Genomic DNA, 25,463 nt, shown 5'->3' on the forward strand with positions numbered 1-25,463 from the left:
ATGAAAAAGACCATTTCGATTCTGGCGCTGGGGCTGATCGCCCAGGCTCACGCCGACGACATTCAGATCCAGATGACGGGCAATATTTACGCCAACACCTGCGTCATCGACAGCGCCAGCCGAAACCTGACGGTGGATCTGGGCCAGGCGGTGTCGGGCAGCTTTAAAGACGTGGGCGATACCGGCGAGTGGAAAGACTTTTCCCTTTCTGTGTCGCACTGCCCGGCCACGCTTGCTCTCGCCACGGCCTTTTTCTACGGCCAGGCCGACAGCACACACCCGACTAAATTCGCCAATATCGGCAGCGCAAAAGGGCTGGCGCTGGAGCTGGCAGACCGTCAGGACAAAATACTAATTGCCCCGCAGGCCGCTTTTAACGCCGCCATTAACCCGAGCGACCACACGGCGACGTTTCCGCTCTCCGCGCGCTATTACGCCACAGCCATGCCCGTCACCGCCGGCACGTTCAGCAGCGTAGTGCAGGTGACCTTCACTTACCAGTAGGACCGCGCCTCTTAGCACGGATGCTTTTTCCACGCCCGGCGGTCAGTTTTGCCGGGCGTTTTTTTACCTCCGGCACCTCCGGCTGTTCAATCGGGAAAACAGGCAGCGCGTTCAGCAAACGCTGGCCGTAGTTTTTGGTGAGCAGACGCTTGTCGTAAATCACCACCTCGCCCCAGCAGCCGTGGCTACGAATAAGACGCCCCACCTGCTGAATCAGGTTAAACGACGCCGCAGGCAGGCTCTGCACCTCAAACGGATAGCGATTGAGGCTTTTCAGCCACTCGCCTTCGGTGATCACCACCGGGCTGTCGATGGGCGGGAAGGCGATTTTATGGATATGCACCTGCGTCAGGTAGTCACCCTTCAGATCCAGACCTTCGGCAAAAGACTGTAGCCCCACCAGCACGCTGCGCTCGCCGCTGTCGATGCGCTTGCGGTGGGTTTCCACCAGCCGGTAACGGGGCTGGTCGCCCTGCACCAGCAGGAGTAAACGCAGATCGGTAACATGTTCGAGGAAACGCTGCATCGCGCGCCCGCTGGCAAACAGCACCAGCATGCCGGGGTATTTTTTGCTCTCGACCTGCTCGCGGAAGTAGGCCGCCATCTCGGCAATGTGCTGCTCTTCGTTGTCGATAAGCGGCTCGAATTTCATGCGCGGAATGACCAGCTTGCCCTGCTCGCAGTGGTTAAACGGCGAGTCCAGCGCCACAAAACGGTCGCCCGCTTTCTCCTTCAGGCCGCTCATCTCCTGTAGCCTGGAGAAGCTGTTCAGGGAGCGCAGGGTCGCGGAGGTGACCACCACGTGCGGCACGCTGCGCCAGATGAGCTTTTCGAGCTGATCGGCCACGCGGATGCCCACGCAGTGGAAAAAGAGGTGCACCTGCCCGTCCCGCACTTCGCGGGTGGCCCATTTGGTGACCGGCGCGCCCGAGGCCTGCGCCATCGAGGCCAGCCGCCAGAGCTTGCTCTGCGCTTCGAACATCCCCAGCGCGCGGTTCATCTGCAGCAGGATGCGGTGCAGACGCACCACGTCGTGCGAGCCGGTTTTCTCGCTGAGGTCGTTCAGGAACATCTCCGCCAGTCCGCGCAGCTTTTCCAGATGCTTTGCCAGCTGCTGGCAAATCTCCATCACCTCTTCCGGTAGCTCCCCCATCGCAAAGCGGTGTTCCGCTTCCTGGGCGGCGGGAAGATAGAGGTTCAGGATGTTATTCAGGGACGAAATAAGGCTATAGACCTCTTCGCAGTGCTCGCTCAGCCGCTCAGGGATCGCCAGCGGCGGCGTGGTTTTCGGGCGGAACTGCTCCATGCAGGTCGCCACCAGCTTGCAGAAGAGGTCGAGCTGCAGGCGGAACCACGGCGCCGTAATTTCAGCGCTCATCTCCAGCGCGTCCCGCGCCACGTCCGGCAGATGGTGGCCTTCGTCGAGCACCAGCAGCAGGTTTTTAGGCTCCGGCAGCACCGCTTCGCTTTCGAGCGCGGCCATCACCAGCGCGTGGTTGGCGACAACCACTTCGGCTTCCTGGATCTCGCGCCGGGCGACAAAGAACGGACACTCGCGGTAGTAGTGACAGTTGCGGTTCAGGCAGCTCGCTTTATCGGTGCTCAGCCTGCGCCACAAGTCGTCGCTAATCGCCAGGCTGGTGTGATCCCGCAGCCCGTCCCACTTATAGCCGTCGAGTTCGGCTTTGAGCTTTGCGCACTGCTCCTGCTCTGCCTTGTTGTTTGGCGTCAGCTCATCATCCAGAAAGGCGAGCAGATCCTGCTGCGAGGGCTCGCTGCTTGCCAGCGCCGCCAGGTTACGCGGGCATACGTAGCGCCCGCGTCCAAAGGCGGCGGTAAACCGCAGGTCGGGGATAATTTTGCGCAGCAGGGGTAAATCTTTGCTGAATATCTGGTCCTGCAGCGCCACGTTGGCGGTGCTGACCACCAGCGTTTTGTCCTCCTCCCGCGCTATCGCGATGCCGGGAATGAGGTACGACAGGGTTTTCCCGACGCCGGTCGGGGCTTCAATCGCCAGATGTCGCCCGTCGTCCCCGGCGAGCGTTTTTGCCACGTCGGCAATCATCTGCCGCTGCGGCGCTCGGGGGATAAAATCGGGGATCTGCTGTTGTAGCGCCTTATACCATGCGCCAATTTGCGCTTTCAGCGCCGCGGTTAAAGCCATTGGAAAACCTGAAATACTGTATAAACAGCCACTATTGTGGCACTTTCTCTTCGCTGCGGCAAAAAGAAAAGCCCGGCTTTACGACCGGGCTTCCAGATTACTGCGGGTTAGCAGGTTTGCGCGGGCGGCGTCGGCGCTGCCCTTCCCCTGCCGGTTTCCCTTCCCCACTGCGCCACGGGCTTTCACCGGCCGGCTTGCCGTCGCTGTTACGACGCGGCGGTTTGCCCGATGACTTCGGCGCGCCGCCTTCGGCACGACGAGGCTGCTGGCCGCGACCGCCGCCGCCCTGACCGCGACCGCCGCCCTGACGACCGTTCTGAATCGGCTCGGCTTTGATGGACGGGTCCACTTCGTAGCCCGGGGTTTCGATGCGCGGGATCTCTTTCTTCAGCAGACGTTCGATGTCGCGCAGCAGCTTGTGCTCGTCCACGCAGACCAGAGAGAGCGCCTCACCGGTCGCCGCCGCACGGCCGGTACGGCCGATACGGTGAACGTAATCTTCCGGAACGTTCGGCAGCTCGTAGTTCACCACGTGCGGCAGCTCTTCAATATCGAGGCCGCGGGCAGCGATGTCGGTCGCCACCAGCACGCGGATGTCGCCGGATTTGAAGTCCGCCAGCGCGCGGGTACGCGCGCCCTGGCTCTTGTTACCGTGGATCGCCGCGCTGCGGATGCCGTCTTTATTCAGCTGTTCCGCCAGGTGGTTCGCGCCGTGCTTGGTGCGGGTAAAGACCAGCACCTGCTGCCAGTTACCCTGGCCGATCATCTGGGAGAGCAGCTCCCGCTTGCGCTTTTTATCCACAAAGTGAACGTGCTGCGTCACCTGCTCGGAGGCGGTGTTGCGGCGCGCTACTTCCACTTCCAGCGGGTTATGCAGCAGCTTTTCCGCCAGCGCCTTGATCTCATCGGAGAAGGTCGCGGAGAAGAGCAGGTTCTGGCGACGCGGCGGCAGCTTAGCCAGCACGCGACGAATATCGTGGATGAAGCCCATGTCGAGCATGCGGTCGGCTTCGTCCAGCACCAGAATTTCAATGCTATCAAGCTTCACCGCGTTCTGGTGTTCCAGATCCAGCAGACGGCCCGGCGTTGCCACCAGCACGTCCACGCCGCCGCGCAGCTTCATCATCTGCGGGTTAATGCTCACGCCACCGAAAACCACCAGCGAGCGGATGTTGAGGTAGCGGCTGTACTCACGCACGTTCTCGCCAATCTGGGCTGCCAGCTCGCGGGTTGGGGTGAGGATCAGCGCGCGCACCGGACGACGGCCTTTGGCATGCGGCTGGTTTTTTACCAGCAGCTCTAACAGCGGCAGCGTAAAGCCCGCGGTTTTACCGGTGCCGGTCTGGGCGCTGGCCATCAGGTCACGGCCCTGAAGCACGGCCGGAATAGCCTGCTGCTGGATAGGGGTTGGCTCAACGTAGCCCTGCTCTGCGATCGCGCGCAGAATTTCCGGGTTCAGGCCAAGGGAATCAAAAGACATAAAAACTCCGAACCGCCCCGACCATCACAGGTGTAGTTTTCAGGGAGATATCACGAATAGAAGGACAAAAACCACAATGTCGCGAAGGAGCGGAGTGTAGCAGCTTTTGTGACGTGGCGCATAAAATATCCCTGTTGTATCCCTCGACGGATTAGCGATTCAGGTATAATTTTAATCAATCGATTGATTAATTTTTAATACCTCCATGAATACGACACCGACGACAACCAAAGGTGAACAGGCCAAAAGCCAGCTTATCGCCGCCGCGCTGGCGCAGTTTGGCGAGTATGGCCTGCATGCCACCACGCGGGATATTGCCGCCCAGGCCGGGCAAAACATTGCGGCCATTACCTACTATTTTGGCTCAAAAGAGGATTTATACCTCGCCTGCGCCCAGTGGATAGCCGATTTTATCGGCACCCACTTTCGCCCGCACGTTGAGGAGGCCACCGGGCTGCTGAGCCAGCCGACGCCGGATCGTACCGCTATCAGGCAGCTTATTCTCAATGCCTGTCACAATATGATCCGCCTGCTGACGCACGACGATACGCTCAACCTGAGCAAGTTTATCTCCCGCGAGCAGCTCTCCCCCACCGCCGCCTACCAGCTGGTACACGATCAGGTGATTGCCCCGATGCACACCCATCTGACCCGGCTGATTGCCGCCTACACCGGACGGGACGCCAGCGATACCGACACCATTTTGCATACCCACGCCCTGCTGGGCGAAATTCTCGCCTTCCGTCTGGGGCGTGAGACCATCCTGTTACGCACGGGCTGGACACAATTCGATGAGGATAAAGCCGCGCAGATTATCCAGGTCATCACCTGTCATCTCGATCTGATCCTGCAAGGCTTAACGCAAAGGAGTCTGAAGTCATGAAAAAACCTGTCGCCATCGTTCTGGTGGTTGTTGTATTGCTTGCCGCGGGAATCGGTGGCTGGCTGTGGTATCAGAGCCAGCAGGATCGGGGCCTGACGCTGTACGGTAACGTGGATATTCGCACCGTGAATATGAGCTTCCGCGTTGGCGGGCGTCTCGCCTCGCTGAGCGTTGACGAAGGCGATGCCATCAAAGCCGGGCAGACGCTGGGGATGCTGGATAAAGCCCCCTTTGAGAACGCGCTGATGCAGGCTAAAGCCGGTGTTTCCGTCGCGCAGGCGCAGTATGACCTGATGCTGGCGGGCTATCGCGATGAAGAAATTGCCCAGGCCGCTGCCGCCGTTAAGCAGGCCAAAGCCGCCTACGACTACGCGCAGAACTTCTACAACCGCCAGCAGGGACTGTGGAAAAGCCGCACCATTTCCGCCAACGATCTGGAAAACGCCCAGTCATCCCGCGACCAGGCGCAGGCGACGCTGAAATCCGCGCAGGATAAATTAAGCCAGTACCGCTCCGGTAACCGCGAGCAGGACATCGCCCAGGCGAAAGCCAGCCTTGAGCAGGCGCAGGCGCAGCTGGCTCAGGCGGAACTGGATCTGCACGACACGACCTTAACCGCCCCGTCTGACGGCACGCTGATGACCCGCGCGGTGGAGCCGGGCAGCATGCTCAGCGCGGGCAGCACCGTCTTAACGCTCTCCCTGACCCGTCCGGTCTGGGTGCGCGCCTACATTGACGAGCCAAACCTCGGCCAGATGCAGCCGGGGCGCGAGCTGCTGCTCTACACCGACGGCCGCCCGGACAAGCCGTATCACGGCAAGGTCGGCTTTGTCTCCCCTACCGCCGAATTCACGCCGAAAACCGTTGAAACGCCGGATCTGCGTACCGACCTGGTGTACCGCCTGCGCATCATCGTCACCGATGCGGACGACGCGCTGCGTCAGGGCATGCCTGTTACCGTGACCTTAAGCGACGGGGAACGTCATGAATGATGCGGTTATCCAGCTCAACGGTCTGGTCAAACGCTTCGCGGGCATGGACAAGCCGGCGGTCGCGCCGCTGAACTGCACCATTCAGAAAGGCTACGTGACCGGACTGGTCGGCCCGGACGGCGCGGGCAAAACCACGCTGATGCGGATGCTGGCGGGGCTGCTGAAGCCGGATGAAGGCTCGGCCAGCGTGCTTGGCCTGGATCCGATTAAAGACGACGGCGCGCTCCACGCCATGCTCGGCTATATGCCGCAGAAGTTTGGCCTGTACGAAGATCTGACGGTGATGGAAAACCTCAATCTGTACGCCGACCTGCGCAGCGTCACCGGTGAAGCCCGGCAGAAAACCTTCGCCCGCCTGCTGGAGTTCACCTCCCTCGGCCCGTTTACCGGGCGGCTGGCGGGCAAGCTCTCCGGCGGGATGAAGCAGAAGCTGGGGCTGGCCTGCACGCTGGTGGGCGAGCCGAAGGTGCTGCTGCTGGATGAGCCCGGCGTCGGCGTGGACCCGATATCCCGCCGCGAGCTGTGGCAGATGGTGCACGAGCTGGCGGGCGACGGGATGCTGATCCTCTGGAGCACCTCCTACCTCGACGAAGCGGAGCAGTGCCGGGACGTGCTGCTGATGAACGAGGGCGAACTGCTCTATCAGGGCGAACCGACCGAGCTGACGCAAACCATGGCCGGGCGCAGCTTCCTGCTGCACAGCCCGCAGGAGTCTAACCGCAGGCTGCTCCAGCGGGTGCTAAAGCTGCCGCAGGTGAGCGACGGGATGATTCAGGGCCGCTCGGTGCGCGCGATCCTCAAAAAAGAGGCCACCGTCGACGATATCCGCCGTGCGCCGGGCATGCCTGAGATCGACATGACGGAAACCGCGCCGCGCTTTGAGGATGCCTTTATCGACCTGCTGGGCGGTGCGGGCACGTCGGAATCGCCTCTTGGCGCGATCCTGCACACGGTGGAAGGCACGCCGGGCGAAACGGTGATCGAAGCCAAATCCCTGACCAAAAAATTCGGGGATTTCGCCGCCACCGACAACGTGAATTTTGCCGTGAAGCGCGGCGAGATATTTGGCCTGCTCGGGCCGAACGGCGCGGGAAAATCGACCACCTTTAAGATGATGTGCGGCCTGCTGGTCCCGACGTCCGGCAAGGCGCTGGTGCTGGACATGGATCTGAAAGTCAGTTCCGGCAAGGCGCGCCAGCATCTCGGCTATATGGCGCAGAAATTCTCGCTGTACGGCAACCTGACGGTCGAGCAGAATCTGCGCTTTTTCTCCGGCGTGTACGGCCTGCGCGGGCGGGCGCAGAGCGAGAAAATTCGCCGCATGAGCGACGCCTTCGGGTTAACGAATATTGCATCACACGCCACCGACGAGCTGCCGCTCGGCTTTAAGCAGCGGCTGGCGCTGGCCTGCTCGCTGATGCACGAGCCCGATATTCTGTTTCTGGATGAACCCACCTCGGGCGTTGACCCCATTACCCGCCGCGAGTTCTGGCTGCACATCAACAGCATGGTGGAAAAAGGGGTGACGGTGATGGTGACCACCCACTTTATGGACGAGGCGGAGTACTGCGACCGCATCGGGCTGGTCTATCGCGGCAAGCTGATCGCTCACGGCACGCCGGACGACCTGAAGGAGCAGGCCGCTGACGAAGAACAGCCAGACCCAACTATGGAGCAGGCGTTTATCACCCTCATCCACGACTGGGATAAGGAGAATACCCATGCGCAGTAGTGCCCTTTCCTGGCGCCGGGTGCGCGCGCTGTGTATCAAAGAGACGCGGCAGATCGTGCGCGACCCCAGCAGCTGGCTGATTGCGGTGGTGATCCCCCTGCTGCTGCTGTTTATCTTTGGCTACGGCATTAACCTCGATTCCAGCAAGCTGCGGGTCGGCATTCTGCTGGAGCAGCAGAGCGAAGAGGCGCTGGACTTCACCCACGCCATGACCGGCTCGCCCTATATTGACGCCACCGTCAGCGACAACCGGCAGGAATTGATCCAGAAAATGCAGGCCGGGAAAATTCGCGGCCTGATCGTCATCCCGGTGGATTTCGCCGCCAACATGGCGCGACCTGGCGCCGATGCGCCGATCCAGGTGATTACCGACGGCAGCGAACCGAACACCGCGAACTTCGTGCAGGGCTACGCGGAGGGCATCTGGCAGCTCTGGCAGATGCAGCGCGCCGAAGACCGGGGCGAGACGTTTGAACCGCTCATTGACGTGCAGACGCGCTACTGGTTTAACCCCGCCGCCATCAGCCAGCACTTTATTATCCCGGGCGCGGTAACCATCATCATGACAGTGATCGGCGCGATACTGACCTCGCTGGTGATCGCCCGCGAGTGGGAGCGCGGCACCATGGAGGCGCTGCTCTCCACCGAGGTGACGCGAGTTGAGCTGCTGCTGTGCAAGCTCATCCCCTACTACTTCCTCGGCATGCTGGCGATGCTGCTCTGCATGCTGGTCGCGGTCTTTATCCTCGGCGTGCCGTACCGCGGCTCGCTGGTGGTGCTGTTCTTTATAACCAGCCTGTTTTTACTCAGCACGCTGGGGATGGGGCTGCTCATCTCCACCATCACCCGCAACCAGTTTAACGCCGCGCAGGTGGCGCTAAACGCCGCCTTCCTGCCGTCGATTATGCTCTCCGGGTTTATCTTCCAGATAGACAGCATGCCGGCGGTGATCCGCGCCGTGACCTACATCATTCCGGCGCGCTACTTCGTGAGCACGCTGCAGAGCCTGTTCCTGGCGGGGAATATTCCGGTGGTGCTGATTATCAACACCCTGTTTTTGATGGCGTCGGCGGTGATGTTTATCGGGTTGACGTGGCTGAAAACCAAGCGGCGACTGGATTAAGGAGCGCACATGTTTCACCGTTTATGGACACTGATCCGCAAAGAGCTGCAGTCCCTGCTGCGCGAGCCGCAAACCCGCGCCATTCTGGTGCTGCCGGTGCTGCTTCAGGTTTTACTGTTCCCGTTTGCCGCCACCCTTGAGGTCACTAACGCCACCATTGCCATTTATAACGAAGACAACGGCAAACACGCCGTTGAGCTGACGCAGCGCTTTGCCCGGGCGAAGGCCTTTACCCACATCCTGCTGCTGAAAAGCCCGCAGGAGATCCAGCCCACCATCGACACGCAAAAAGCGCTGCTGCTGGTGCGCTTCCCGGCGGATTTCTCCCGCAACCTGGATACCTTCCAGACCGCGCCGATGCAGCTGATCCTCGACGGGCGCAACTCCAACAGCGCCCAGATAGCGGCCAACTACCTGCAGCAGGTGGTGAAGGATTATCAGCAGGAGCTGATGGAGGGCAAACCGAAGCCCAATAACAGCGAGCTGGTGGTGCGCAACTGGTACAACCCGAACCTGGACTACAAGTGGTTTGTGGTGCCGTCGCTGATCGCCATGATCACCACTATCGGGGTGATGATCGTGACTTCCCTGTCCGTCGCCCGCGAACGCGAGCAGGGCACGCTGGATCAGCTGCTGGTCTCCCCGCTCGCCACCTGGCAGATTTTCGTCGGCAAAGCGGTGCCGGCGCTGATCGTCGCGACGTTCCAGGCCACCATCGTGCTGGGGGTGGGAATTTGGGCCTACGAGATCCCGTTTGCCGGATCGCTGGCGCTGTTTTACTTCACGATGGTGATTTACGGGCTGTCGCTGGTGGGGTTTGGGCTGCTGATTTCGGCGCTCTGCTCCACGCAGCAGCAGGCGTTTATCGGGGTATTCGTCTTTATGATGCCGGCGATTCTGCTCTCCGGGTACGTTTCACCCGTCGAGAACATGCCGGTGTGGCTGCAGGATTTAACGTGGATAAACCCGATTCGACACTTTACGGATATCACCAAGCAGATCTATCTGAAGGATGCGAGTCTGGACATTGTCTGGGGAAGTTTGTGGCCGCTACTAGTCATAGCGGCCACGACGGGCTCAGTGGCCTATGCGATGTTTAGACGCAACATTGCGTAGCTTTTTCTCTTTGGTGAGCAGCGACACTACCGCTGGCCCTGCAAGGATTGCCAGACCCGCCAGGGCCAGCAGCAGGTTGTTTTGCAGCACGCGTGACAGCAGCCAAAGCACGATCATCGCGGCACCAAAGTACCAGGTGGTGGTGAGCTCTTCGAGCACATCACCTACCTCGCGCCAGCGCGCTTCATGGTGGCGCTGTAAGAACAGCATCGACAGCACGGTGACGCCATAGAGGACGCATAGCCCTAAGCCAACACGCACCAGCGTGCCGCTCATCCAGCCCATCACCAGTACGGCCACGACCAGTAAATGCAACATTATCTGCCAGCAACTCAAACCGGTTGCGACACGAACACGTTGTTGCCACTTCATGGCTTCTCTCCTGAAGGATTTTTCTCTGCTTAATCAGACTACCGCACTTTACGGAAAATTCCGTAACGCCGCATCTTTTTGTGACGCCGACTACACTTTATTTTCATCGGGATAGTCACCCAGGAAGGTGTTTATGAGCAAAAAAACGCAGCATTTCTCGCTTAAGGTGCTGACGATTAACATTCATAAGGGCTTCACAGCATTTAACCGCCGCTTCATTTTACCGGAGCTGCGCGACGCGGTACGCACCGTCAGCGCGGACATTGTCTGCCTGCAGGAGGTGATGGGCGCCCACGAGGTGCACCCCATGCATTTCGAAAACTGGCCCGACACGCCCCACTATGAATTTCTGGCCGACACCATGTGGAGCGATTACGCTTACGGCCGCAACGCGGTCTATCCGGAAGGCCATCACGGTAATGCGGTGCTGTCGCGTTTTCCTATCGAACATTATGAGAACCGGGACGTTTCCGTCGGGGAGAGCGAAAAGCGCGGGCTGCTTTACTGCCGCATCGCGCCGCCGGATCTTGACGTTCCCGTTCACGTGGGCTGCGTTCACCTCGGACTGCGTGAAGCCCACCGTCAGGCGCAGCTGGAGATGCTGGCTGACTGGACCAATGCGCTGCCGGAAGGCGAACCCGTGGTGGTGGCCGGAGATTTTAACGACTGGCGGCAGCGTGCCAACCACCCTCTGAAGGTGAATGCGGGGCTGGAGGAAATTTTCACCCGGGCACATGGTCGTCCCGCACGGACGTTTCCCGTGCGCTTCCCCCTGCTGCGCCTGGACCGCATCTACGTGAAAAATGCGCATGCCAGCAGCCCGACGGCGCTGGCGTTACTTAACTGGCGACATCTTTCCGACCATGCCCCGCTGAGCGCGGAGATCCACTTATGAAATGCACATGGCAGGAAGGTAACCGTATTACGCTGCTGGAAAACGGCGATAACTTTTATCCGGCGGTCTTTGAGGCGATTAGCCACGCACAGCAGAAAGTCTACCTTGAAACGTTTATCTGGTTTGAAGACGACGTTGGCAGGCAGTTGCACAGCGTACTGCTGCATGCCGCCCGGCGCGGGATAAAAATCGAGGCCCTGCTCGACGGGTATGGCTCGCCGGACCTCAGCGATGAATTTGTTAACGAGCTCACCGCCGCCGGCGTGGTGTTCCGTTACTACGATCCCGGTCCGCGCCTGTTCGGCATGCGAACCAACCTGTTCCGCCGCATGCACCGCAAAATCGTGGTGGTGGACGAAACGGTGGCGTTCGTGGGCGGCATTAACTACTCCGCCGAGCATATGTCGGATTACGGCCCGGAGGCCAAGCAGGACTACGCGATCCGCATTGAGGGACCGGTGGTTCAGGACATTCAGCTGTTCGTGCTGGAAAACTTGCCCGGTAAAGAGGCCGCTCGCCGCTGGTGGCGACGCCGTCATCGCCCGGAAGAGAACCGCAAGCCCGGCGAAGCGCAGGCCCTGTTTGTCTGGCGGGACAACGAGGAGCATCGGGACGACATTGAACGTCATTACCTGAAGATGCTGGCCAATTCGAAGCGCGAAGTGATTATCGCCAACGCCTATTTCTTCCCCGGCTACCGTATTCTGCACGCCATGCGCAACGCGGCCCGACGCGGCGTGAGCGTTAAACTGATTGTGCAGGGCGAGCCGGATATGCCGATTGTGAAGGTGGGCGCGCGCCTGCTCTACCGCTACCTGGTGAAAAGCGGCGTGCAGATTTATGAATACCGCCGCCGCCCGCTGCACGGCAAAGTGGCCGTCATGGATGACCACTGGGCAACCGTCGGCTCCAGTAACCTCGATCCGCTGAGCCTGTCGCTTAACCTGGAAGCGAACCTGATCATCCATGACCGTCAGTTTAACCAGACCCTGCGCGATAACCTTCAGGGGCTTATCCATAAGGACTGCGTGCGGGTGGATGAATCCATGGTGCCGAAACGGAGCTGGTGGAACGTTGGCATCGGCGTGGTGGTGTTCCACTTCCTGCGCCACTTCCCGGCGATGGTCGGCTGGCTGCCGGCGCATACGCCGAAGCTGGCGCAGGTGGATCCGCCGGTACAACCCGAAATGGAAACCCAGGACCGCGTTGAAGCGGAAGATGGAGGCAAACCCTGATGTCAAAATCTCATCCTCGCTGGCGGCTGGCAAAAAAAATCCTCACCTGGGTGTTCTTCATTGCGGTCGCGGTACTGCTGGTGGTGTACGCGCAGAAAGTGGACTGGGAGGAGGTGTGGAAGGCTATCCGCAACTATAACCGGCTGGTGCTGCTGGGCGCCGCAGGGCTGGTTGTCGTCAGCTACCTGATGTACGGCTGCTATGACCTGCTCGGGCGCGCCTACTGCGGCCACAAGCTGGCTAAACGTCAGGTGATGCTGGTATCGTTTATCTGCTACGCCTTTAACCTGACGCTGAGCACCTGGGTCGGGGGGATTGGCATGCGCTATCGCCTGTACTCGCGGCTTGGCCTGCCGGGTGGGACCATCACGCGTATTTTCTCACTAAGCATCACCACCAACTGGCTGGGCTATATTCTGCTCGGCGGGGTGATTTTCACCATTGGCGTGGTGCAGCTGCCCGCGCACTGGTATATCGACGAAGCCACGCTGCGCATTCTCGGCGTCGTGCTGCTGCTGATTATCGCCGTGTATTTGTGGGCCTGCGCCTTTGCCAAACGCCGCCATATGACCATTAAAGGGCAGAAACTGGTCCTGCCGTCGTGGAAGTTCGCGGTGCTGCAGATGGCGGTATCCAGCGCCAACTGGATGGCGATGGGGGCAATCATCTGGCTGTTGATTGGCGAGGACGTGAATTACTTCTTCGTGCTGGGCGTGCTGCTGGTGAGCAGTATCGCCGGGGTTATCGTGCATATCCCGGCGGGGATTGGGGTGCTGGAGGCGGTATTTATCGCGCTGCTGGCCGGAGAGCATGTTTCACAGGGGACGATTATTGCCGCTCTGCTCGCCTACCGCATGCTCTATTACTTCCTGCCGCTGGCGCTGGCAACGGTCTGCTATCTGGTGCTGGAGAGCCGGGCGAAGAAGCTGAGGGCGAAGAACGAGAAGGCGATGGCAAAATAACCCCCCCTCACCCTGGCCCTCTCACCAAAGGGGAGAGGGTGTTAAAGTCCCCTCTCCCCTTTGGGGAGAGGGTTAGGGTGAGGGGCAATCTTTAACGACGGTTGCCAAAAATCCGCAGCAGCATCAGGAACAGGTTGATGAAGTCCAGATAAAGCGTCAGCGCGCCCAGAATCGAGTATTTGCGCAGGTTGGAACTGTCGCGCACGTCGATCTGCTCGCCAATGTTTTTCAGCTTCTGGGTGTCGTAGGCCGTCAAGCCAACGAAGACCACCACCCCGATGTAGGTCACGGCCCACATCAGCGCGTCGCTCTTCAGCCACAGGTTCACCAGCGACGCCAGCACAATCCCGATCAGCCCCATAAACAGCATGTTGCCTAAGCCGCTCAGGTCACGCTTGGTGGTATAGCCGTAGAGGCTCATCGCGCCAAACATACCGCCGGTCACCACAAACGTGCTGGCGATGGAGGAGTAGGTGTAGACGATGAAAATGCTGGAGAGCGTCAGCCCGGTCAGCGCCGAATAGAGCATAAACAGCGTGGTCGCCATTCCGGCACTGAGCTTCTGCACCAGGCCAGAAAGCACAAACACCAGCGCCAGCTGCGCGATAATTAGCCCAAAGAAGGTGATTTTGCTGGAGAAGATAAACATCATCAGCTCAGGCGTGTTCGCCGCATACCACGCGATGAACGCGGTAAGCAGCAGGCCGACCGTCATCCAGCCGTACACCTGCGCCATATACGTCTGCAGGCCGCTACGGGTCTGCTGTACTATTGAATCGGAACGCGGAAATCGGTCCATGATTCACTCCTGATTAAGATTAAGAAGACACACACGTTAAGAGTAACACATCCACGTAAACCGACTACCAACGGCTGGCGGCCTGTTTATCGCTGTCGCGAGATTCCACCCAGCGGTCGCCTTCCGGCGTGGCTTCGCGCTTCCAGAACGGCGCTTTGGTTTTGAGATAATCCATAATGAACTCCCCTGCCGCAAAGGCGCTACCGCGGTGCGCGCTGGTCACGCCGACAAAGACAATCTCTTCGCCTGGCCACATCTCGCCGATGCGGTGGATCACTGTGATCCGCCCAAGCGGCCAGCGCCCTCGCGCTTCATTCACAATTGCCGCAAGCGATTTCTCCGTCATGCCCGGATAATGCTCCAGCGTCAGCGCCTTCACGCTGTCGCCGAGATTGTGGTTACGCACTTTACCGGTGAAGGTAACGACCGCGCCGTCTTCATCGCGCTCCGCCAGCCAGTCATATTCTGTACCGACGTTAAAGCGCTCGGGACCGACCAGAATTCGGGTTTCCGCCATCTTAGCCCCCTGTGACCGGCGGGAAGAAGGCCACTTCATCCCCTTCGGTCAGCGGGTGGGTGAACTCCACCAGCGTCTGGTTAACGGCGGCCAGCAGCTTGCCTTCGTCAAGCGCCAGCGCCCAGCGGTCGCTTTGTGCCGCCAGATGCGCGCGCAGGGCGGCGACGTTTTCAAAAGAGGCGTCCAGCGTCAGGCTGTCGGTATTGACCAGCTCGCGCACCTGGGCGAAAAAGAGCACCTTAATCATGGCTGTCCACCTTAAAATCACCGGATTTGCCGCCGCTTTTCGCCAGCAGACGAACCGGGCCAATCACCATATCTTTCTGCACCGCTTTGCACATGTCGTAAATGGTCAGCGCGGCGACGGAGGCCGCCGTCAGGGCTTCCATCTCCACGCCGGTTTTCCCGGTTAAGCGGCAGAGGGACTCAATGCGCACGCGGTTGTGCTCCGGCTGCGCCTGCAGGTTCACTTCCACCTTGCTCAGCATCAGCGGATGACAAAGCGGGATGAGGTCCCAGGTGCGTTTCGCGGCCTGAATACCGGCAATGCGGGCGGTCGCAAACACGTCACCCTTGTGATGGCTGCCGTCGATGATCATCGCCAGCGTTTCGGGCAGCATGGTGACGAACGCCTCCGCGCGCGCCTCGCGCACCGTTTCCGCTTTGGCGGAGACGTCCACCATATGCGCTTCGCCAGCGGCGTTAATGTGGGTCAGTTGTGACATAGTTTACTTCTTCAAATGGGGATGAAAATTACACGGACGGGTACGGGCATCCAACTGCGGGGCAATAATATTTTCCCACGCGGTGCGGCAGGCTTTGGTCGAGCCCGGCATGGCGAAAATCAGCGTCCTGTTCGCCACGCCCGCTACGGCGCGAGACTGCAGCGTGGAGGTGCCGATCTCTTCAAACGAGAGCATGCGGAACACTTCGCCGAAGCCTTCCACTTCGCGGTCGAACAGCGGGAGCAGCGCTTCCGGCGCCTGATCGCCTGCGGTAAAGCCGGTGCCGCCGGTGATCAGCACCACCTGGACGTCGTCACTCGCAATCCACTGCGAAACCTGCGCGCGAATGGCGTAACGGTTCTCTTTAACGATCGCTTTATCAACAATATGGTGTCCGGCTTCGTGGGCCGCCTCGCGCAGCCAGTGGCCGGAGGTATCGTCCTCTTCACCACGGCGGTCGGAAACGGTAAGAATAGCAATGCGTGTCGGGATAAATTCTGCGCTTACCTGACTCATCTTCTGGTTCCTTCTAAAGCCTGATTACCCGCCGATATAGGACAGGTTCTGAGTAATGCCGGTATTGCCCTGATGCAGGAAGTGGGTCTGCTTTTTATGCGTCAGCGCTTCAGAAATGCGTGCTTCAAGCGCGTCCTGCTGCGCATCGTCTTCCAGCAGATCGCGCAGATCTACGCCGCCGTCGCCGAACAGGCAAAGGTGGAGCTTGCCAACGGAGGAGACGCGCAGGCGGTTACAGCTGGCGCAGAAGTCTTTCTCGTAGGGCATGATAAGCCCAATCTCGCCTTCGTAATCCGGGTGACAAAAGACCTGTGCCGGGCCGTCACTGCGCTGGCGGATCTGATGGATCCAGCCGCGTTTCAGCAGTTCGTCGCGCAGCACCATGCCGGAGATGTGATGGCGACGGAACAGCTCGCTGCCCTCGCCGGTTTCCATCAGCTCGATAAAACGCAGTTGAATGCGGCGCGGTTTGATCCATGCCAGGAAGGTGTCCAGCTGATGATGGTTAACGTCGCGCATCAGCACCGTGTTGACCTTGACCTTTTCGAACCCGGCGGTAAACGCCGCGTCGATGCCGTCCATGACCTGGCGGAATTTATCCTGCCCGGTAATGGCGCGAAACTGCCGGGCATCAAGGCTGTCCACGCTGACGTTGATAGCGGTTAAGCCCGCATCGCGCCAGTTGGCCACGTCACGCGCCATGCGGTAACCGTTGGTGGTCACCGCAATCTGGCGGATGCGTTCGTTTTCACGAACGGCGGCAATGATGTCGGGGAAATCACGACGCAGGGAGGGTTCGCCCCCGGTCAGACGGACTTTTTCCGTACCGAGCTCAGAGAACGCACGCGTGACGCGGCGCACTTCGTCCACGGAGAGAAAGCCATTGTTGGTGACGCTGCCCGGCTTGTAGCCATCGGGCAGGCAGTAGGTGCAACGGAAGTTGCACACGTCGGTAATCGACAGACGCAAGTAGTAAAACTTACGCGCGAAAGCATCAGTAAGTTGTGAAGCCATGTACACCTTTCCAGATACGGGAGGCACAGTCATTTCTTTCTGTACCCTGGTGGCAAATCCGCCACGGCCAGGGCGCCATATCATTCGACACAGGCGCCAGGGCTAGAGTGTATGTTTTCAGTTGAGAAAACGTGGTTATGGCGATAGTAGCGCGGAAATTCTCACTTCGCCATCATCGCCTTTCGCTATATAATTATGTATATAGCGACTCAGTCCTGCATTTTCGCTACAGAATACCTAAAAACCGCATTTTCGCATTGATATACGTCATTTTGCATTGGGTGAGGCATCGTCTTTTGGGGGTAGTTAGGTTACTGTTACGCGATTACGGGTGAAAAGGAATATGTATGCGCAGTCGCACTTTTGCGGATCTTGACCGAGTGGTCGCTCTTGGCGGAGGCCACGGCCTGGGCCGCGTTATGTCCTCTTTGTCGTCACTGGGCTCACGGCTGACAGGGATAGTGACAACCACCGACAACGGCGGCTCAACCGGGCGGATCAGGCGGGCTGAAGGCGGCATTGCCTGGGGAGATATGCGCAACTGCCTGAACCAGTTAATTACCGAGCCGAGCGTCGCGTCGGCGATGTTTGAGTACCGTTTTGGCGGCAATGGTGAACTTTCCGGGCATAACCTCGGAAATTTAATGCTTAAAGCGCTGGATCACCTGAGCGTGCGCCCGCTTGAAGCCATCAATTTGATAAGAAACCTGCTGAAAGTGGATGCGTTTCTGATCCCGATGTCTGAACAGCCGGTGGATTTAATGGCGATTGATGCCGACGATCACGAAGTGTACGGCGAAGTGAACATCGACCAGCTTCTGCTGCCGCCAAAAGAGCTGATGACCTACCCGAGCGTGCCGGCGACGCGTGAAGCCGTCGAAGCCATTGGCGAAGCGGATTTAATTCTGATCGGTCCCGGCAGCTTTTATACCAGCCTGATGCCGATCCTGCTGGTGAAAGAGCTGGCGCAGGCGCTGCGTCGCACCCCTGCCCCGATGGTCTATATCGGTAACCTCGGCCGCGAGCTGAGCCCGGCGGCGGCGAGCCTGTCGCTGGCGGACAAGCTCAATTTGATGGAGCATTACGTCGGGAAGAAGATCATTGACGGCGTGGTGGTGGGGCCAAAGGTTGATGTGTCAGGGATTGACGATCGTCTGGTGGTGCAGGAGCCGCTGGAGGCCTCAGACATCAAGTATCGTCACGACCGCCACCTGCTGCGTGAAGCGCTGGAGAAGGCGATTCAGGCGTTGGGTTAGGTTCGTTTGGTGCGGCCTGATGCCCTCACCCCGGCCCTCTCCCACGGGGAGAGGGAGAAAACAACGCTTACTCACGATGCCGCGATAAACAGATCCCGCAGCTGATGAAGCTGGTCGCGGATCTGCGCCGCCTCTTCGAATTCCAGGTTCTGGGCGTGCTGCATCATTTGCCCTTCCAGCTCGTGGATTTTCTGCTGCAGCGCCTTCGGCGTCAGCACGACGGTATCTTCTTCCACCACTGAACGCGCCTTGCCGCGGCCTTTCGCTTTGGTCTTCGCAATGTTCTGACCCAGCGCCAGAATATCCACCACCTTCTTGTTCAGCCCCTGCGGCGTGATGCCGTGCTCTTCGTTGTAGCGCTGCTGTTTCTCGCGGCGGCGTTCCGTTTCGCCAATCGCTTTCGCCATCGACGGGGTGATTTTGTCCCCGTACAGAATCGCTTTCCCGTTGACGTTACGCGCGGCGCGGCCAATGGTCTGGATCAGGGAGCGCTCAGAGCGCAGGAAGCCCTCTTTATCGGCGTCCAGAATCGCCACCAGCGAGACTTCCGGCATATCCAGACCTTCTCGCAGGAGGTTGATCCCCACCAGCACGTCAAACTCGCCCAGACGCAGATCGCGGATGATCTCCATACGCTCCACGGTATCGATGTCCGAGTGCAGATAGCGCACCTTCTCACCGTGTTCTTCCAGATACTCGGTCAGGTCTTCCGCCATGCGCTTGGTGAGCGTCGTCACCAGCACGCGCTCGTTGATGGCGGAACGGGCCCGGATCTCAGAGAGCAGATCGTCCACCTGGGTCGCCACCGGGCGCACCTCGATAACCGGGTCCAGCAGCCCGGTCGGACGGACCACCTGGTCGATCACCTCATCGCCGGATTTCTCCAGCTCGTAGTTGCCCGGCGTGGCCGACACGTAGATAGTTTGCGGCGCCAGCGCCTCAAACTCTTCAAACTTCATCGGACGGTTATCCAGCGCTGACGGCAGGCGGAAGCCGTACTCCACCAGCGTCTCTTTACGCGCGCGGTCGCCGCGGTACATCCCGCCGATCTGCGGGATCGTGACGTGGGATTCGTCGATCACCAGCAAACCGTCGGCCGGAAGGTAGTCAAACAGCGTCGGCGGCGGCTCGCCCGGCCCGCGTCCGGAGAGGAAGCGCGAGTAGTTTTCGATGCCCGAGCAATAGCCCAGCTCGTTCATCATTTCCAGATCGAACTGGGTGCGCTGGCTCAGGCGCTGCTCTTCCAGCAGCTTATTGTTGGCCAGAAGCACCTTACGGCGCTCTGCCAGCTCCTCTTTGATCTCTTCCATCGCCTGCACGATACGCTCGCGTGGCGTTACGTAGTGCGTTTTAGGGTAGATGGTAAAACGCTGGATCACCGACTCAACGTGGCCGGTCAGCGGGTCGCACAGCGACAAACGTTCGACCTCTTCGTCAAACAGCTCGACGCGCAGCGCCATATCGTCCGATTCCGCCGGGAAGATGTCGATCACCTCACCGCGAACGCGGAACGTCCCGCGCTGGAAGGCCTGGTCATTACGGGTGTACTGCAGCTCGGCCAGACGGCGCAAAATCGCGCGCTGATCGATGATCATCCCCTGCGTCAGGTGCAGCATCATCTTCAGATAGAGGTCCGGGTCGCCCAGGCCGTAAATCGCCGAAACAGACGCGACCACAACCACATCGCGACGCTCAAGCAGCGCCTTGGTCGCAGACAGTCGCATCTGTTCGATGTGTTCGTTCACTGAAGCATCTTTCTCGATGAAGGTGTCAGAGCTCGGCACATAGGCTTCCGGCTGGTAGTAATCGTAGTAGGAGACGAAATACTCCACCGCGTTTTCCGGGAAGAACTCTTTCATCTCGCCGTAAAGCTGTGCCGCAAGGGTTTTGTTAGGTGCGAGCACCATCGTGGGGCGCTGCAGGTCAGCGATCACGTTGGCGACAGTAAACGTTTTGCCCGAGCCGGTTACCCCCAGCAGCGTCTGGTGCGCCAGCCCGTCCTCCAGCCCCTCTTTAAGACGACGGATCGCCTCAGGCTGATCGCCAGATGGGCGGAAAGCAGAATTCAGTTTGAACGGTTTACTCATGGGCGACGACCTGATGACGTTATAAGCGGCAGGTGAGTAATTTTACTCGTTGTTGGCAGGAATGCCAGTAAAAAACACTGGATGAAAAACCAGTGGCGTGTCAGGATATTTAGCGTAGCGGCGGAGTCATTAGCGCGTTAGCGGACAAAATTTAGGCTCCGACGAGATAAAAAACCAGCGAGGCTGGGTTATCCCCAGAACTTTTTCTTTTTTAACATTTGTCAAGCCAGGTAATGATAGTTTTATGGCAACGAGTGACACTTTCATTACGGTAATTGCTTTTATCTAAGCAGTTAAATTTTAAACGATATTTTCTAAAGCCGCGTTTCGCGTCAATTTGGGCGAAAGCCGCGTCTTCTCTCGCTTATCGCGTGTTTTCTAACTCTAATGCACATGGTTATCCACAGGAATAGTGGATAACTGCTTCCAGCCCGTGTAGACCGCCGCTCAGCAAATTCCCGGATTTTCCCACGAGGCGGCAACAAAAAATTTTTATAGCTATTTTTTGACGATAAACAGTTGAGTCATTCATAACCAACAGATGCGATCCTGCTCACATTTCAGCCATTTTCCGTCCTGCACCACGACTCAACATTCCCGGCACCGCCGATGTGCAAGCCACGCGTTTTTACCCTGCTCTCCTGTGGCTTATTCCTAAAAAAGGCGTTTTTTTAATCGATTTCAGGTTTCTGGCAGGAGTTTTGCAGCTTCACATCAGGCCTATCCCTACGCATTTTTAAGGAGAGAAAGATGTTGAGTCTGCGTGCAGTGAATCAGTTTTACGGAAGCCAACATACGCTATGGAACGTGGATTTAGATTTTCCGCAAGGGATGTGTACAGGCGTTGTTGGCCTGCCGGGGATGGGCAAAACCACCCTCATGAACTGCATTACAGGAAAAGTGCCCGTCGATAGCGGCACCATCATCTGGCATGAAGCGGGCGCACCGCCGCGTGATTTGCTTAGTCAGCCACCGGAACAGCGTTCAGGGCCGGGAATAGGCTATGTGCCGCAGGACAGGCGTATTTTTTCTCAGCTGACGATTGAGGAGAATCTGCATATTGCCATGCGGGCGGTGGGGAAACCCGACCCGGCGGCGAAAAGCGACGTGTACGATCTGTTCCCGGAACTTTACGCGCGACGTCAGACGCGGGGCAATGCTCTTTCGCCAGAGGATCAGTATCAGCTCGCCCTGGCGAATGCGCTGGTCAACCGCCCGCGGATGCTGATTCTGGATGAGCCCATGCACGGCGCGGGACACGGCTTTGCCCAGAAGCTGGCGCAGCTGCTGGTGCGCTTAAACCGGGAGTTAGGCATGACGGTGCTGCTGGCGGAGCAGCAGCTGTCGTTTATCCGCCGGGTGGCGGATCGGTTTTGCATGCTTTATCGCGGGCGTAACGTGGCGCAGGGCCACGTTAGCGAGCTGAACGATGAGCTTATTGCCCACTGGATGTCGCGGGAAGCAAGACGCTGAGGTCGAGATAGCGACCGGTTTCGGCCTGCTCAGCATCGCCAGCAATCCAGGGGATTTCCCCGAGGAACGGCGCCGGGAGCACGCGCTTGAGGGTCGCCAGATACTCCTGATGCCGCCTGCCCGGCGCAACCACGTCGTTAGCTATCCAGCCTGCCAGCGTCAGCCCTGCCTGCTGAACGGCCTGCGCGGTCAGCATGGCGTGATTGATGCAGCCCAGCTTCACGCCGACGACCAGAATGACCGGAAGCCGCTCGGCCTGCACCCAGTCAGCAAAGGTCTGCGTGTCCGAAAGCGGCGTAAACCAGCCGCCCGCGCCTTCCACCAGCACCCAGTCGGCCTGGCTTTCCAGCGTCCGTAACCCGGCAGACAGCACGGCGAAATCAATCGGACGGCCTTCGTCAGCGCTGATAATGTGCGGCGACGTCGGCTCGGCAAAGGTGTATGGATTCACCGCCGAATAGGCAAGCTCAAGGCTACTGTTACGCTGGAGCGCCAGCGCGTCGGTATTGTGTAACCCTTCCGCCGTCATCTCGCTGCCGGAAGCCACGGGCTTATATCCGGCGGTGTTTTTTCCGAGCAGTCGTGCCGCCTGCAGCAGCGCAGCGCTGGCAACCGTTTTGCCCACTTCCGTATCCGTGCCGGTAACAAAATAACGTTCAGTCACGTTCGATAATCCCATGAAAAAGTTGATAAGAGAGCGGGAAAAGGCCCCGCTGCTGCGGCCAGGCCAGCTCCAGGCGCTGCAGCTGCCCCCGGGTCAGCGGTTTTTTCTCCCGCCCGGCGTGCAGGTGCGTGGCGCCGATGCCCTTCAGAGAGCGCATGGCGCTGAACGCGTCGCTAAAATTAAGCGTGATGGTCTGCACCGTGCTGCGACAGCGCCAGCCTGCCAGCGCCTGCGTCACCTGCTCATGCGATAAAAAGCGGTTTGCGTGCGGCTGCTCATCCACCGCTTTCCACGCCTGATTCAGCTCCGGCAGCGAACTTTCGAGCAAGGTGGTAAAGGCCACCTTTCCGCCCGGTCGTGCGACGCGATAAAGCTCGCGTAACGCCTGCGGAAGGCTGCTGCACCACTGGACCGCCAGATGGCTCCAGACCAGATCGAACTGCGCATCCGCCAGCGGGATAGCTTCGATATCCGCCACGACATAGTGGTGCGCAGCCTGCTGCTGACGCGCCTCGTCCAGCATGGCGGGCGACAGGTCGATAGCCGTCACCTCGCTCCCCGCCCCGCGCCAGTAGCGGCTGTTGCTGCCGGGACCGCAGCCGGCGTCCAGCACCTGCGGGAAGTGGTTCTCGCCAAGCGCGGCCAGAAGCCCCTGAGCGCTCTGGCGCTGGAGTTCATCGTGCTGCGAATAGCTGCGCGCGGCCCGGCCAAACGCCGCCGCAACGGCCTGCTTATTCACCCTCATCATGAAGCGCCTCCAGCAGCGTCTGGATATCCTGCGCCTCATGCGCCGCCGTCAGGGTTAAGCGCAGACGCGCCGTCCCCGGCGGGACGGTCGGCGGACGAATGGCCGTAACCCACATCCCCCGCTCGCGCAGCGCCTGGGCCAGCGCCAGCGCGCGGCCGTTTTCGCCGACAATCACCGGCTGGATGGCGCTCTGCGAATCGGGACTCTGGAAGGGAAGCGCCGCCAATCCCTGACGGAAGCAGGAGATGTGCTCTGCCAGCCGCTGACGGCGTTCATCCCCTTCTGCGCTGCGGATCACCGCCAGCGACGCCGACAGCGCCACGGCCTGCGCCGGGGGCATGCTGGTGCTGTAGATGAGGTGACGGGCAAACTGCAGCAGATAGTCGGCGACAGATTCGCTGCACAGCACGGCGGCGCCGCTGACGCCGAAGCCTTTGCCGAAGGTAACCACCAGCAGTTCCGGCTTCACGTTTTGCTGATGGGCGCTGCCGCGTCCTTCATCGCCCATCACGCCAGTGCCGTGGGCGTCATCGACCAGCAGCCAGGCGTTTTGCCGCTTTGCGGCCTCGTGAAGCGCGGCAAGCGGCGCGCTGTCGCCGTCCATGCTGAACACCCCTTCCGTCACCGCCAGCTGTTGCCCGTCGCAGGGCTTATCCAGCAGCGTAGCGAGCTGTGACGCATCGTTATGGGCAAAGCGGCGCAGCTGCGCCGGGCTTAAGTTTGCCGCCTCCAGCAGCGAGGCGTGGCTTAAGCGGTCGGCGACAATGCGGTCCTCTTTCCCCATCATGGCCGTTATGACCGCCTGATTGGCGGCAAAGCCGGAGATAAACAGCAGCGCGCGCGGGTAGCCCAGCCAGTCGGCCAACTCTTCCTCCAGCGCCTGATGCGCCGTGGTGTAGCCGCTGACGTGTCCCGAGCCGCCGCTGCCCACGCCAAACCGCTCCGCGCCCTGCTGCCAGGCGCGGACGATGGCCGGATGCTGGCTCAGCCCGAGATAGTCGTTGCTGGAGAAATTACAAAACTGCCGCCCCTCGCGGGTCAGAAAACGGCCCGCGCCGTTTTCCACCACCCTGCGAACGCGAAACGCCTCTGCCGCCCGGCGTTCTTCCAGCGCGGCATTAATCCGTGCCTGCCAGGTCATACGGCTGCCGCGTTGTAGAACTGGTCGGTGTCGGCGTTGAAAATCTGCTGCTCCAGCTGCTGCTGTTGCTCGTTATCGCCCGTCAGCACTTCGGTCTGGTGCGGGTTCAGCCCCAGCTTGCGGAACAGCTGAACGTCTTTGTCCTCTTCCGGGTTCGGCGTGGTCAGCAGCTTGCAGCCGTAGAAGATGGAGTTGGCCCCGGCCATAAAGCACATCGCCTGAGTTTGCTCGTTCATCTGCTCGCGGCCCGCAGAAAGGCGGACGTAAGAGGTTGGCATCATGATGCGCGCCACCGCGATGGTGCGAATAAAATCAAATGCATCCACGTCCTCATTATCCGCCAGCGGCGTGCCCTTGACCTTCACCAGCATGTTGATCGGCACGCTTTCCGGCGGGGTCGGCAGGTTCGCCAGCTGCAGCAGCAGGCCCGCGCGGTCTTTCACCGTTTCGCCTAAGCCCACGATGCCGCCGGAGCAGACCTTGATCCCCGCATCGCGCACTTTATCCAGCGTGTCCAGACGCTCCTGATAGGTGCGCGTGGTGATGATGTTGCCGTAAAATTCCGGCGAGGTGTCGAGGTTGTGGTTGTAGTAGTCCAGCCCCGCCGCCGAGAGGCGCTGCGCCTGCTCCTCGTTCAGCGTGCCGAGCGTCATACAGGCTTCGAGGCCCATCTCCTTCACACCCTTCACCATCTGCTCCAGGTAAGGCATGTCGCGATCGTGCGGGTTCTTCCACGCAGCGCCCATGCAGAAGCGGGTTGAGCCGGCGTTTTTCGCCTTACGCGCGGAGTCGAGCACCTGCTCCACCTCCATCAGGCGCTCGGATTCGAGACCGGTTTTGTAGCGCGCGCTCTGCGGGCAATATTTACAGTCTTCCGGACAGGCGCCGGTCTTGATCGACAGCAGCGTGCTGACCTGAACATGATGCGGATCGAAGTGCTGACGATGCACCTGTTGGGCTTCAAACATCAGCTCAAGGAAAGGTTTGTTGAATAATTCAGTAACTTGCGACATCGTCCAGCGTGCGTGGTGAGCCATGGGGCTTCTCCAAAGGGTTTTGTTAATT

25 protein-coding genes and 1 riboswitch are annotated in these 25,463 nt (G+C 59.7%); of the genes, 11 read left to right on the forward strand and 14 right to left on the reverse strand.

Going from position 1 to position 25,463, the window contains the following annotated elements; all coding sequences use genetic code 11:
* A complete protein-coding gene (locus OSH03_RS05405) occupies positions 1–504 on the forward strand; it encodes a fimbrial protein (protein WP_266178478.1) in 504 nt (167 codons plus the stop codon).
* Here OSH03_RS05405 and dinG read toward each other — a convergent pair.
* Together dinG and rhlE are read right to left on the reverse strand one after the other, a co-directional pair.
* A complete protein-coding gene (gene dinG / locus OSH03_RS05410; protein ID WP_266178479.1) occupies positions 491–2,668 on the reverse strand; it encodes an ATP-dependent DNA helicase DinG in 2,178 nt (725 codons plus the stop codon). The genes OSH03_RS05405 and dinG overlap by 14 nt on opposite strands.
* A 97-nt stretch (positions 2,669–2,765) precedes the next feature.
* Positions 2,766–4,148 carry an ATP-dependent RNA helicase RhlE gene (rhlE, locus tag OSH03_RS05415; protein WP_061098803.1) on the reverse strand — a complete coding sequence of 461 codons (1,383 nt, stop codon included), beginning with the start codon at positions 4,146–4,148 and terminating at the stop codon, positions 2,766–2,768.
* A gap of 205 nt (positions 4,149–4,353) precedes the next feature.
* Here rhlE and cecR point away from each other — a divergent pair, with 205 nt between their 5' ends.
* From cecR to OSH03_RS05440, 5 genes are read left to right on the forward strand one after another with little or no spacing between them, the layout of a single operon-like run.
* Positions 4,354–5,031, forward strand: a complete 678-nt coding sequence (gene cecR / locus OSH03_RS05420) for a transcriptional regulator CecR (protein ID WP_266178480.1) — start codon at positions 4,354–4,356, stop codon at positions 5,029–5,031.
* Positions 5,028–6,023, forward strand: coding sequence for a secretion protein HlyD (hlyD, locus tag OSH03_RS05425; protein WP_266178481.1), 996 nt, complete (start codon positions 5,028–5,030; stop codon positions 6,021–6,023). The genes cecR and hlyD overlap by 4 nt, the downstream gene beginning before the upstream one ends.
* Entirely contained in the window at positions 6,016–7,755 is a 1,740-nt protein-coding gene (locus OSH03_RS05430; RefSeq protein ID WP_266178482.1) for an ATP-binding cassette domain-containing protein, read from the forward strand. Before hlyD ends, OSH03_RS05430 begins: the two co-directional genes overlap by 8 nt.
* On the forward strand, positions 7,745–8,878 hold the full coding sequence (locus OSH03_RS05435; RefSeq protein ID WP_061098807.1) for an ABC transporter permease: 1,134 nt from the start codon (positions 7,745–7,747) through the stop codon (positions 8,876–8,878). The genes OSH03_RS05430 and OSH03_RS05435 overlap by 11 nt, the downstream gene beginning before the upstream one ends.
* Positions 8,879–8,887: 9 nt before the next feature.
* Positions 8,888–9,994: an ABC transporter permease gene (locus tag OSH03_RS05440; RefSeq protein ID WP_266178483.1), complete on the forward strand. Its 1,107-nt coding sequence runs from the start codon at positions 8,888–8,890 to the stop codon at positions 9,992–9,994.
* On the opposite strand, the gene OSH03_RS05445 is transcribed toward OSH03_RS05440, so the two are convergent.
* Complete coding sequence (locus OSH03_RS05445) at positions 9,956–10,366, reverse strand: YbhQ family protein (RefSeq protein ID WP_115874544.1); 411 nt, start codon at positions 10,364–10,366, stop codon at positions 9,956–9,958. The two genes, OSH03_RS05440 and OSH03_RS05445, sit on opposite strands and share 39 nt — an antisense overlap.
* A 133-nt stretch (positions 10,367–10,499) precedes the next feature.
* Between OSH03_RS05445 and OSH03_RS05450 the strand changes: the two genes are divergently transcribed.
* From OSH03_RS05450 to OSH03_RS05460, 3 genes are read left to right on the forward strand one after another with little or no spacing between them, the layout of a single operon-like run.
* Entirely contained in the window at positions 10,500–11,261 is a 762-nt protein-coding gene (locus OSH03_RS05450) for an endonuclease/exonuclease/phosphatase family protein (RefSeq protein ID WP_061098810.1), read from the forward strand.
* Entirely contained in the window at positions 11,258–12,496 is a 1,239-nt protein-coding gene (gene clsB, locus OSH03_RS05455; RefSeq protein WP_266178484.1) for a cardiolipin synthase ClsB, read from the forward strand. Before OSH03_RS05450 ends, clsB begins: the two co-directional genes overlap by 4 nt.
* Positions 12,496–13,458, forward strand: coding sequence for a lysylphosphatidylglycerol synthase domain-containing protein (locus OSH03_RS05460; RefSeq protein ID WP_266178485.1), 963 nt, complete (start codon positions 12,496–12,498; stop codon positions 13,456–13,458). The genes clsB and OSH03_RS05460 overlap by 1 nt, the downstream gene beginning before the upstream one ends.
* Positions 13,459–13,549: 91 nt before the next feature.
* On the opposite strand, the gene OSH03_RS05465 is transcribed toward OSH03_RS05460, so the two are convergent.
* The 6 genes from OSH03_RS05465 to moaA form a co-directional block, all read right to left on the reverse strand.
* Complete coding sequence (locus OSH03_RS05465; protein WP_061098812.1) at positions 13,550–14,257, reverse strand: Bax inhibitor-1/YccA family protein; 708 nt, start codon at positions 14,255–14,257, stop codon at positions 13,550–13,552.
* Positions 14,258–14,321: 64 nt separating this feature from the next.
* Positions 14,322–14,774 carry a molybdopterin synthase catalytic subunit MoaE gene (gene moaE, locus OSH03_RS05470; RefSeq protein ID WP_266178486.1) on the reverse strand — a complete coding sequence of 151 codons (453 nt, stop codon included), beginning with the start codon at positions 14,772–14,774 and terminating at the stop codon, positions 14,322–14,324.
* 1 nt (position 14,775) lies between these two features.
* Positions 14,776–15,021 carry a molybdopterin synthase sulfur carrier subunit gene (gene moaD, locus OSH03_RS05475; RefSeq protein ID WP_045259953.1) on the reverse strand — a complete coding sequence of 82 codons (246 nt, stop codon included), beginning with the start codon at positions 15,019–15,021 and terminating at the stop codon, positions 14,776–14,778.
* Positions 15,014–15,499, reverse strand: coding sequence for a cyclic pyranopterin monophosphate synthase MoaC (gene moaC, locus OSH03_RS05480; protein WP_008501142.1), 486 nt, complete (start codon positions 15,497–15,499; stop codon positions 15,014–15,016). The genes moaD and moaC overlap by 8 nt, the downstream gene beginning before the upstream one ends.
* A gap of 3 nt (positions 15,500–15,502) precedes the next feature.
* The gene (gene moaB / locus OSH03_RS05485) at positions 15,503–16,015 is read right to left on the reverse strand and encodes a molybdenum cofactor biosynthesis protein B (RefSeq protein WP_061098813.1); all 513 of its coding nucleotides are present in this window, start codon (positions 16,013–16,015) and stop codon (positions 15,503–15,505) included.
* Between the two features lie 24 nt (positions 16,016–16,039).
* Complete coding sequence (gene moaA / locus OSH03_RS05490) at positions 16,040–17,029, reverse strand: GTP 3',8-cyclase MoaA (protein WP_266178487.1); 990 nt, start codon at positions 17,027–17,029, stop codon at positions 16,040–16,042.
* A riboswitch (molybdenum cofactor riboswitch) is annotated at positions 17,017–17,151 on the reverse strand. (Overlaps the previous gene by 13 nt.)
* A gap of 225 nt (positions 17,152–17,376) precedes the next feature.
* Here moaA and yvcK point away from each other — a divergent pair.
* Positions 17,377–18,285 (forward strand): uridine diphosphate-N-acetylglucosamine-binding protein YvcK, encoded by a 909-nt coding sequence (yvcK, locus tag OSH03_RS05495; RefSeq protein ID WP_061098815.1) that lies wholly within the window; start codon positions 17,377–17,379, stop codon positions 18,283–18,285.
* Between the two features lie 71 nt (positions 18,286–18,356).
* On the opposite strand, the gene uvrB is transcribed toward yvcK, so the two are convergent.
* Positions 18,357–20,372, reverse strand: a complete 2,016-nt coding sequence (uvrB, locus tag OSH03_RS05500; RefSeq protein ID WP_266178488.1) for an excinuclease ABC subunit UvrB — start codon at positions 20,370–20,372, stop codon at positions 18,357–18,359.
* A gap of 750 nt (positions 20,373–21,122) precedes the next feature.
* On the opposite strand from uvrB, the gene OSH03_RS05505 reads away from it, so the two are divergent.
* Positions 21,123–21,845 carry an ABC transporter ATP-binding protein gene (locus OSH03_RS05505; protein WP_151412762.1) on the forward strand — a complete coding sequence of 241 codons (723 nt, stop codon included), beginning with the start codon at positions 21,123–21,125 and terminating at the stop codon, positions 21,843–21,845.
* On the opposite strand, the gene bioD is transcribed toward OSH03_RS05505, so the two are convergent.
* From bioD to bioB, 4 genes are read right to left on the reverse strand one after another with little or no spacing between them, the layout of a single operon-like run.
* Complete coding sequence (bioD, locus tag OSH03_RS05510) at positions 21,808–22,509, reverse strand: dethiobiotin synthase (protein ID WP_266178489.1); 702 nt, start codon at positions 22,507–22,509, stop codon at positions 21,808–21,810. The genes OSH03_RS05505 and bioD overlap by 38 nt on opposite strands.
* Complete coding sequence (bioC, locus tag OSH03_RS05515; protein ID WP_266178490.1) at positions 22,502–23,257, reverse strand: malonyl-ACP O-methyltransferase BioC; 756 nt, start codon at positions 23,255–23,257, stop codon at positions 22,502–22,504. The genes bioD and bioC overlap by 8 nt, the downstream gene beginning before the upstream one ends.
* Positions 23,241–24,398, reverse strand: coding sequence for an 8-amino-7-oxononanoate synthase (gene bioF / locus OSH03_RS05520; protein WP_266178491.1), 1,158 nt, complete (start codon positions 24,396–24,398; stop codon positions 23,241–23,243). The genes bioC and bioF overlap by 17 nt, the downstream gene beginning before the upstream one ends.
* Positions 24,395–25,435 carry a biotin synthase BioB gene (bioB, locus tag OSH03_RS05525; RefSeq protein WP_266178492.1) on the reverse strand — a complete coding sequence of 347 codons (1,041 nt, stop codon included), beginning with the start codon at positions 25,433–25,435 and terminating at the stop codon, positions 24,395–24,397. The genes bioF and bioB overlap by 4 nt, the downstream gene beginning before the upstream one ends.
* Positions 25,436–25,463: the final 28 nt, after the last annotated feature.

It is taken from the genome of Enterobacter nematophilus (assembly GCF_026344075.1).
Taxonomy (GTDB): Bacteria; Pseudomonadota; Gammaproteobacteria; order Enterobacterales; family Enterobacteriaceae; genus Enterobacter; species Enterobacter nematophilus.

What these genes read in the sequence shown, in the direction of transcription:
- moaB (WP_061098813.1), bottom strand. Translation starts at nt 16,015, where the DNA reads ATGAGTCAGGTAAGCGCAGAATTTATCCCGACACGCATTGCTATTCTT.
- moaC (WP_008501142.1), bottom strand. Translation starts at nt 15,499, where the DNA reads ATGTCACAACTGACCCACATTAACGCCGCTGGCGAAGCGCATATGGTG.
- OSH03_RS05445 (WP_115874544.1), bottom strand. Translation starts at nt 10,366, where the DNA reads ATGAAGTGGCAACAACGTGTTCGTGTCGCAACCGGTTTGAGTTGCTGG.
- bioC (WP_266178490.1), bottom strand. Translation starts at nt 23,257, where the DNA reads ATGATGAGGGTGAATAAGCAGGCCGTTGCGGCGGCGTTTGGCCGGGCC.
- clsB (WP_266178484.1), top strand. Translation starts at nt 11,258, where the DNA reads ATGAAATGCACATGGCAGGAAGGTAACCGTATTACGCTGCTGGAAAAC.
- OSH03_RS05430 (WP_266178482.1), top strand. Translation starts at nt 6,016, where the DNA reads ATGAATGATGCGGTTATCCAGCTCAACGGTCTGGTCAAACGCTTCGCG.
- OSH03_RS05465 (WP_061098812.1), bottom strand. Translation starts at nt 14,257, where the DNA reads ATGGACCGATTTCCGCGTTCCGATTCAATAGTACAGCAGACCCGTAGC.
- OSH03_RS05460 (WP_266178485.1), top strand. Translation starts at nt 12,496, where the DNA reads ATGTCAAAATCTCATCCTCGCTGGCGGCTGGCAAAAAAAATCCTCACC.
- dinG (WP_266178479.1), bottom strand. Translation starts at nt 2,668, where the DNA reads ATGGCTTTAACCGCGGCGCTGAAAGCGCAAATTGGCGCATGGTATAAG.
- uvrB (WP_266178488.1), bottom strand. Translation starts at nt 20,372, where the DNA reads ATGAGTAAACCGTTCAAACTGAATTCTGCTTTCCGCCCATCTGGCGAT.
- moaE (WP_266178486.1), bottom strand. Translation starts at nt 14,774, where the DNA reads ATGGCGGAAACCCGAATTCTGGTCGGTCCCGAGCGCTTTAACGTCGGT.
- bioB (WP_266178492.1), bottom strand. Translation starts at nt 25,435, where the DNA reads ATGGCTCACCACGCACGCTGGACGATGTCGCAAGTTACTGAATTATTC.
- bioF (WP_266178491.1), bottom strand. Translation starts at nt 24,398, where the DNA reads ATGACCTGGCAGGCACGGATTAATGCCGCGCTGGAAGAACGCCGGGCG.
- moaA (WP_266178487.1), bottom strand. Translation starts at nt 17,029, where the DNA reads ATGGCTTCACAACTTACTGATGCTTTCGCGCGTAAGTTTTACTACTTG.
- OSH03_RS05505 (WP_151412762.1), top strand. Translation starts at nt 21,123, where the DNA reads ATGTTGAGTCTGCGTGCAGTGAATCAGTTTTACGGAAGCCAACATACG.
- hlyD (WP_266178481.1), top strand. Translation starts at nt 5,028, where the DNA reads ATGAAAAAACCTGTCGCCATCGTTCTGGTGGTTGTTGTATTGCTTGCC.
- OSH03_RS05405 (WP_266178478.1), top strand. Translation starts at nt 1, where the DNA reads ATGAAAAAGACCATTTCGATTCTGGCGCTGGGGCTGATCGCCCAGGCT.
- yvcK (WP_061098815.1), top strand. Translation starts at nt 17,377, where the DNA reads ATGCGCAGTCGCACTTTTGCGGATCTTGACCGAGTGGTCGCTCTTGGC.
- moaD (WP_045259953.1), bottom strand. Translation starts at nt 15,021, where the DNA reads ATGATTAAGGTGCTCTTTTTCGCCCAGGTGCGCGAGCTGGTCAATACC.
- OSH03_RS05450 (WP_061098810.1), top strand. Translation starts at nt 10,500, where the DNA reads ATGAGCAAAAAAACGCAGCATTTCTCGCTTAAGGTGCTGACGATTAAC.
- rhlE (WP_061098803.1), bottom strand. Translation starts at nt 4,148, where the DNA reads ATGTCTTTTGATTCCCTTGGCCTGAACCCGGAAATTCTGCGCGCGATC.
- OSH03_RS05435 (WP_061098807.1), top strand. Translation starts at nt 7,745, where the DNA reads ATGCGCAGTAGTGCCCTTTCCTGGCGCCGGGTGCGCGCGCTGTGTATC.
- OSH03_RS05440 (WP_266178483.1), top strand. Translation starts at nt 8,888, where the DNA reads ATGTTTCACCGTTTATGGACACTGATCCGCAAAGAGCTGCAGTCCCTG.
- cecR (WP_266178480.1), top strand. Translation starts at nt 4,354, where the DNA reads ATGAATACGACACCGACGACAACCAAAGGTGAACAGGCCAAAAGCCAG.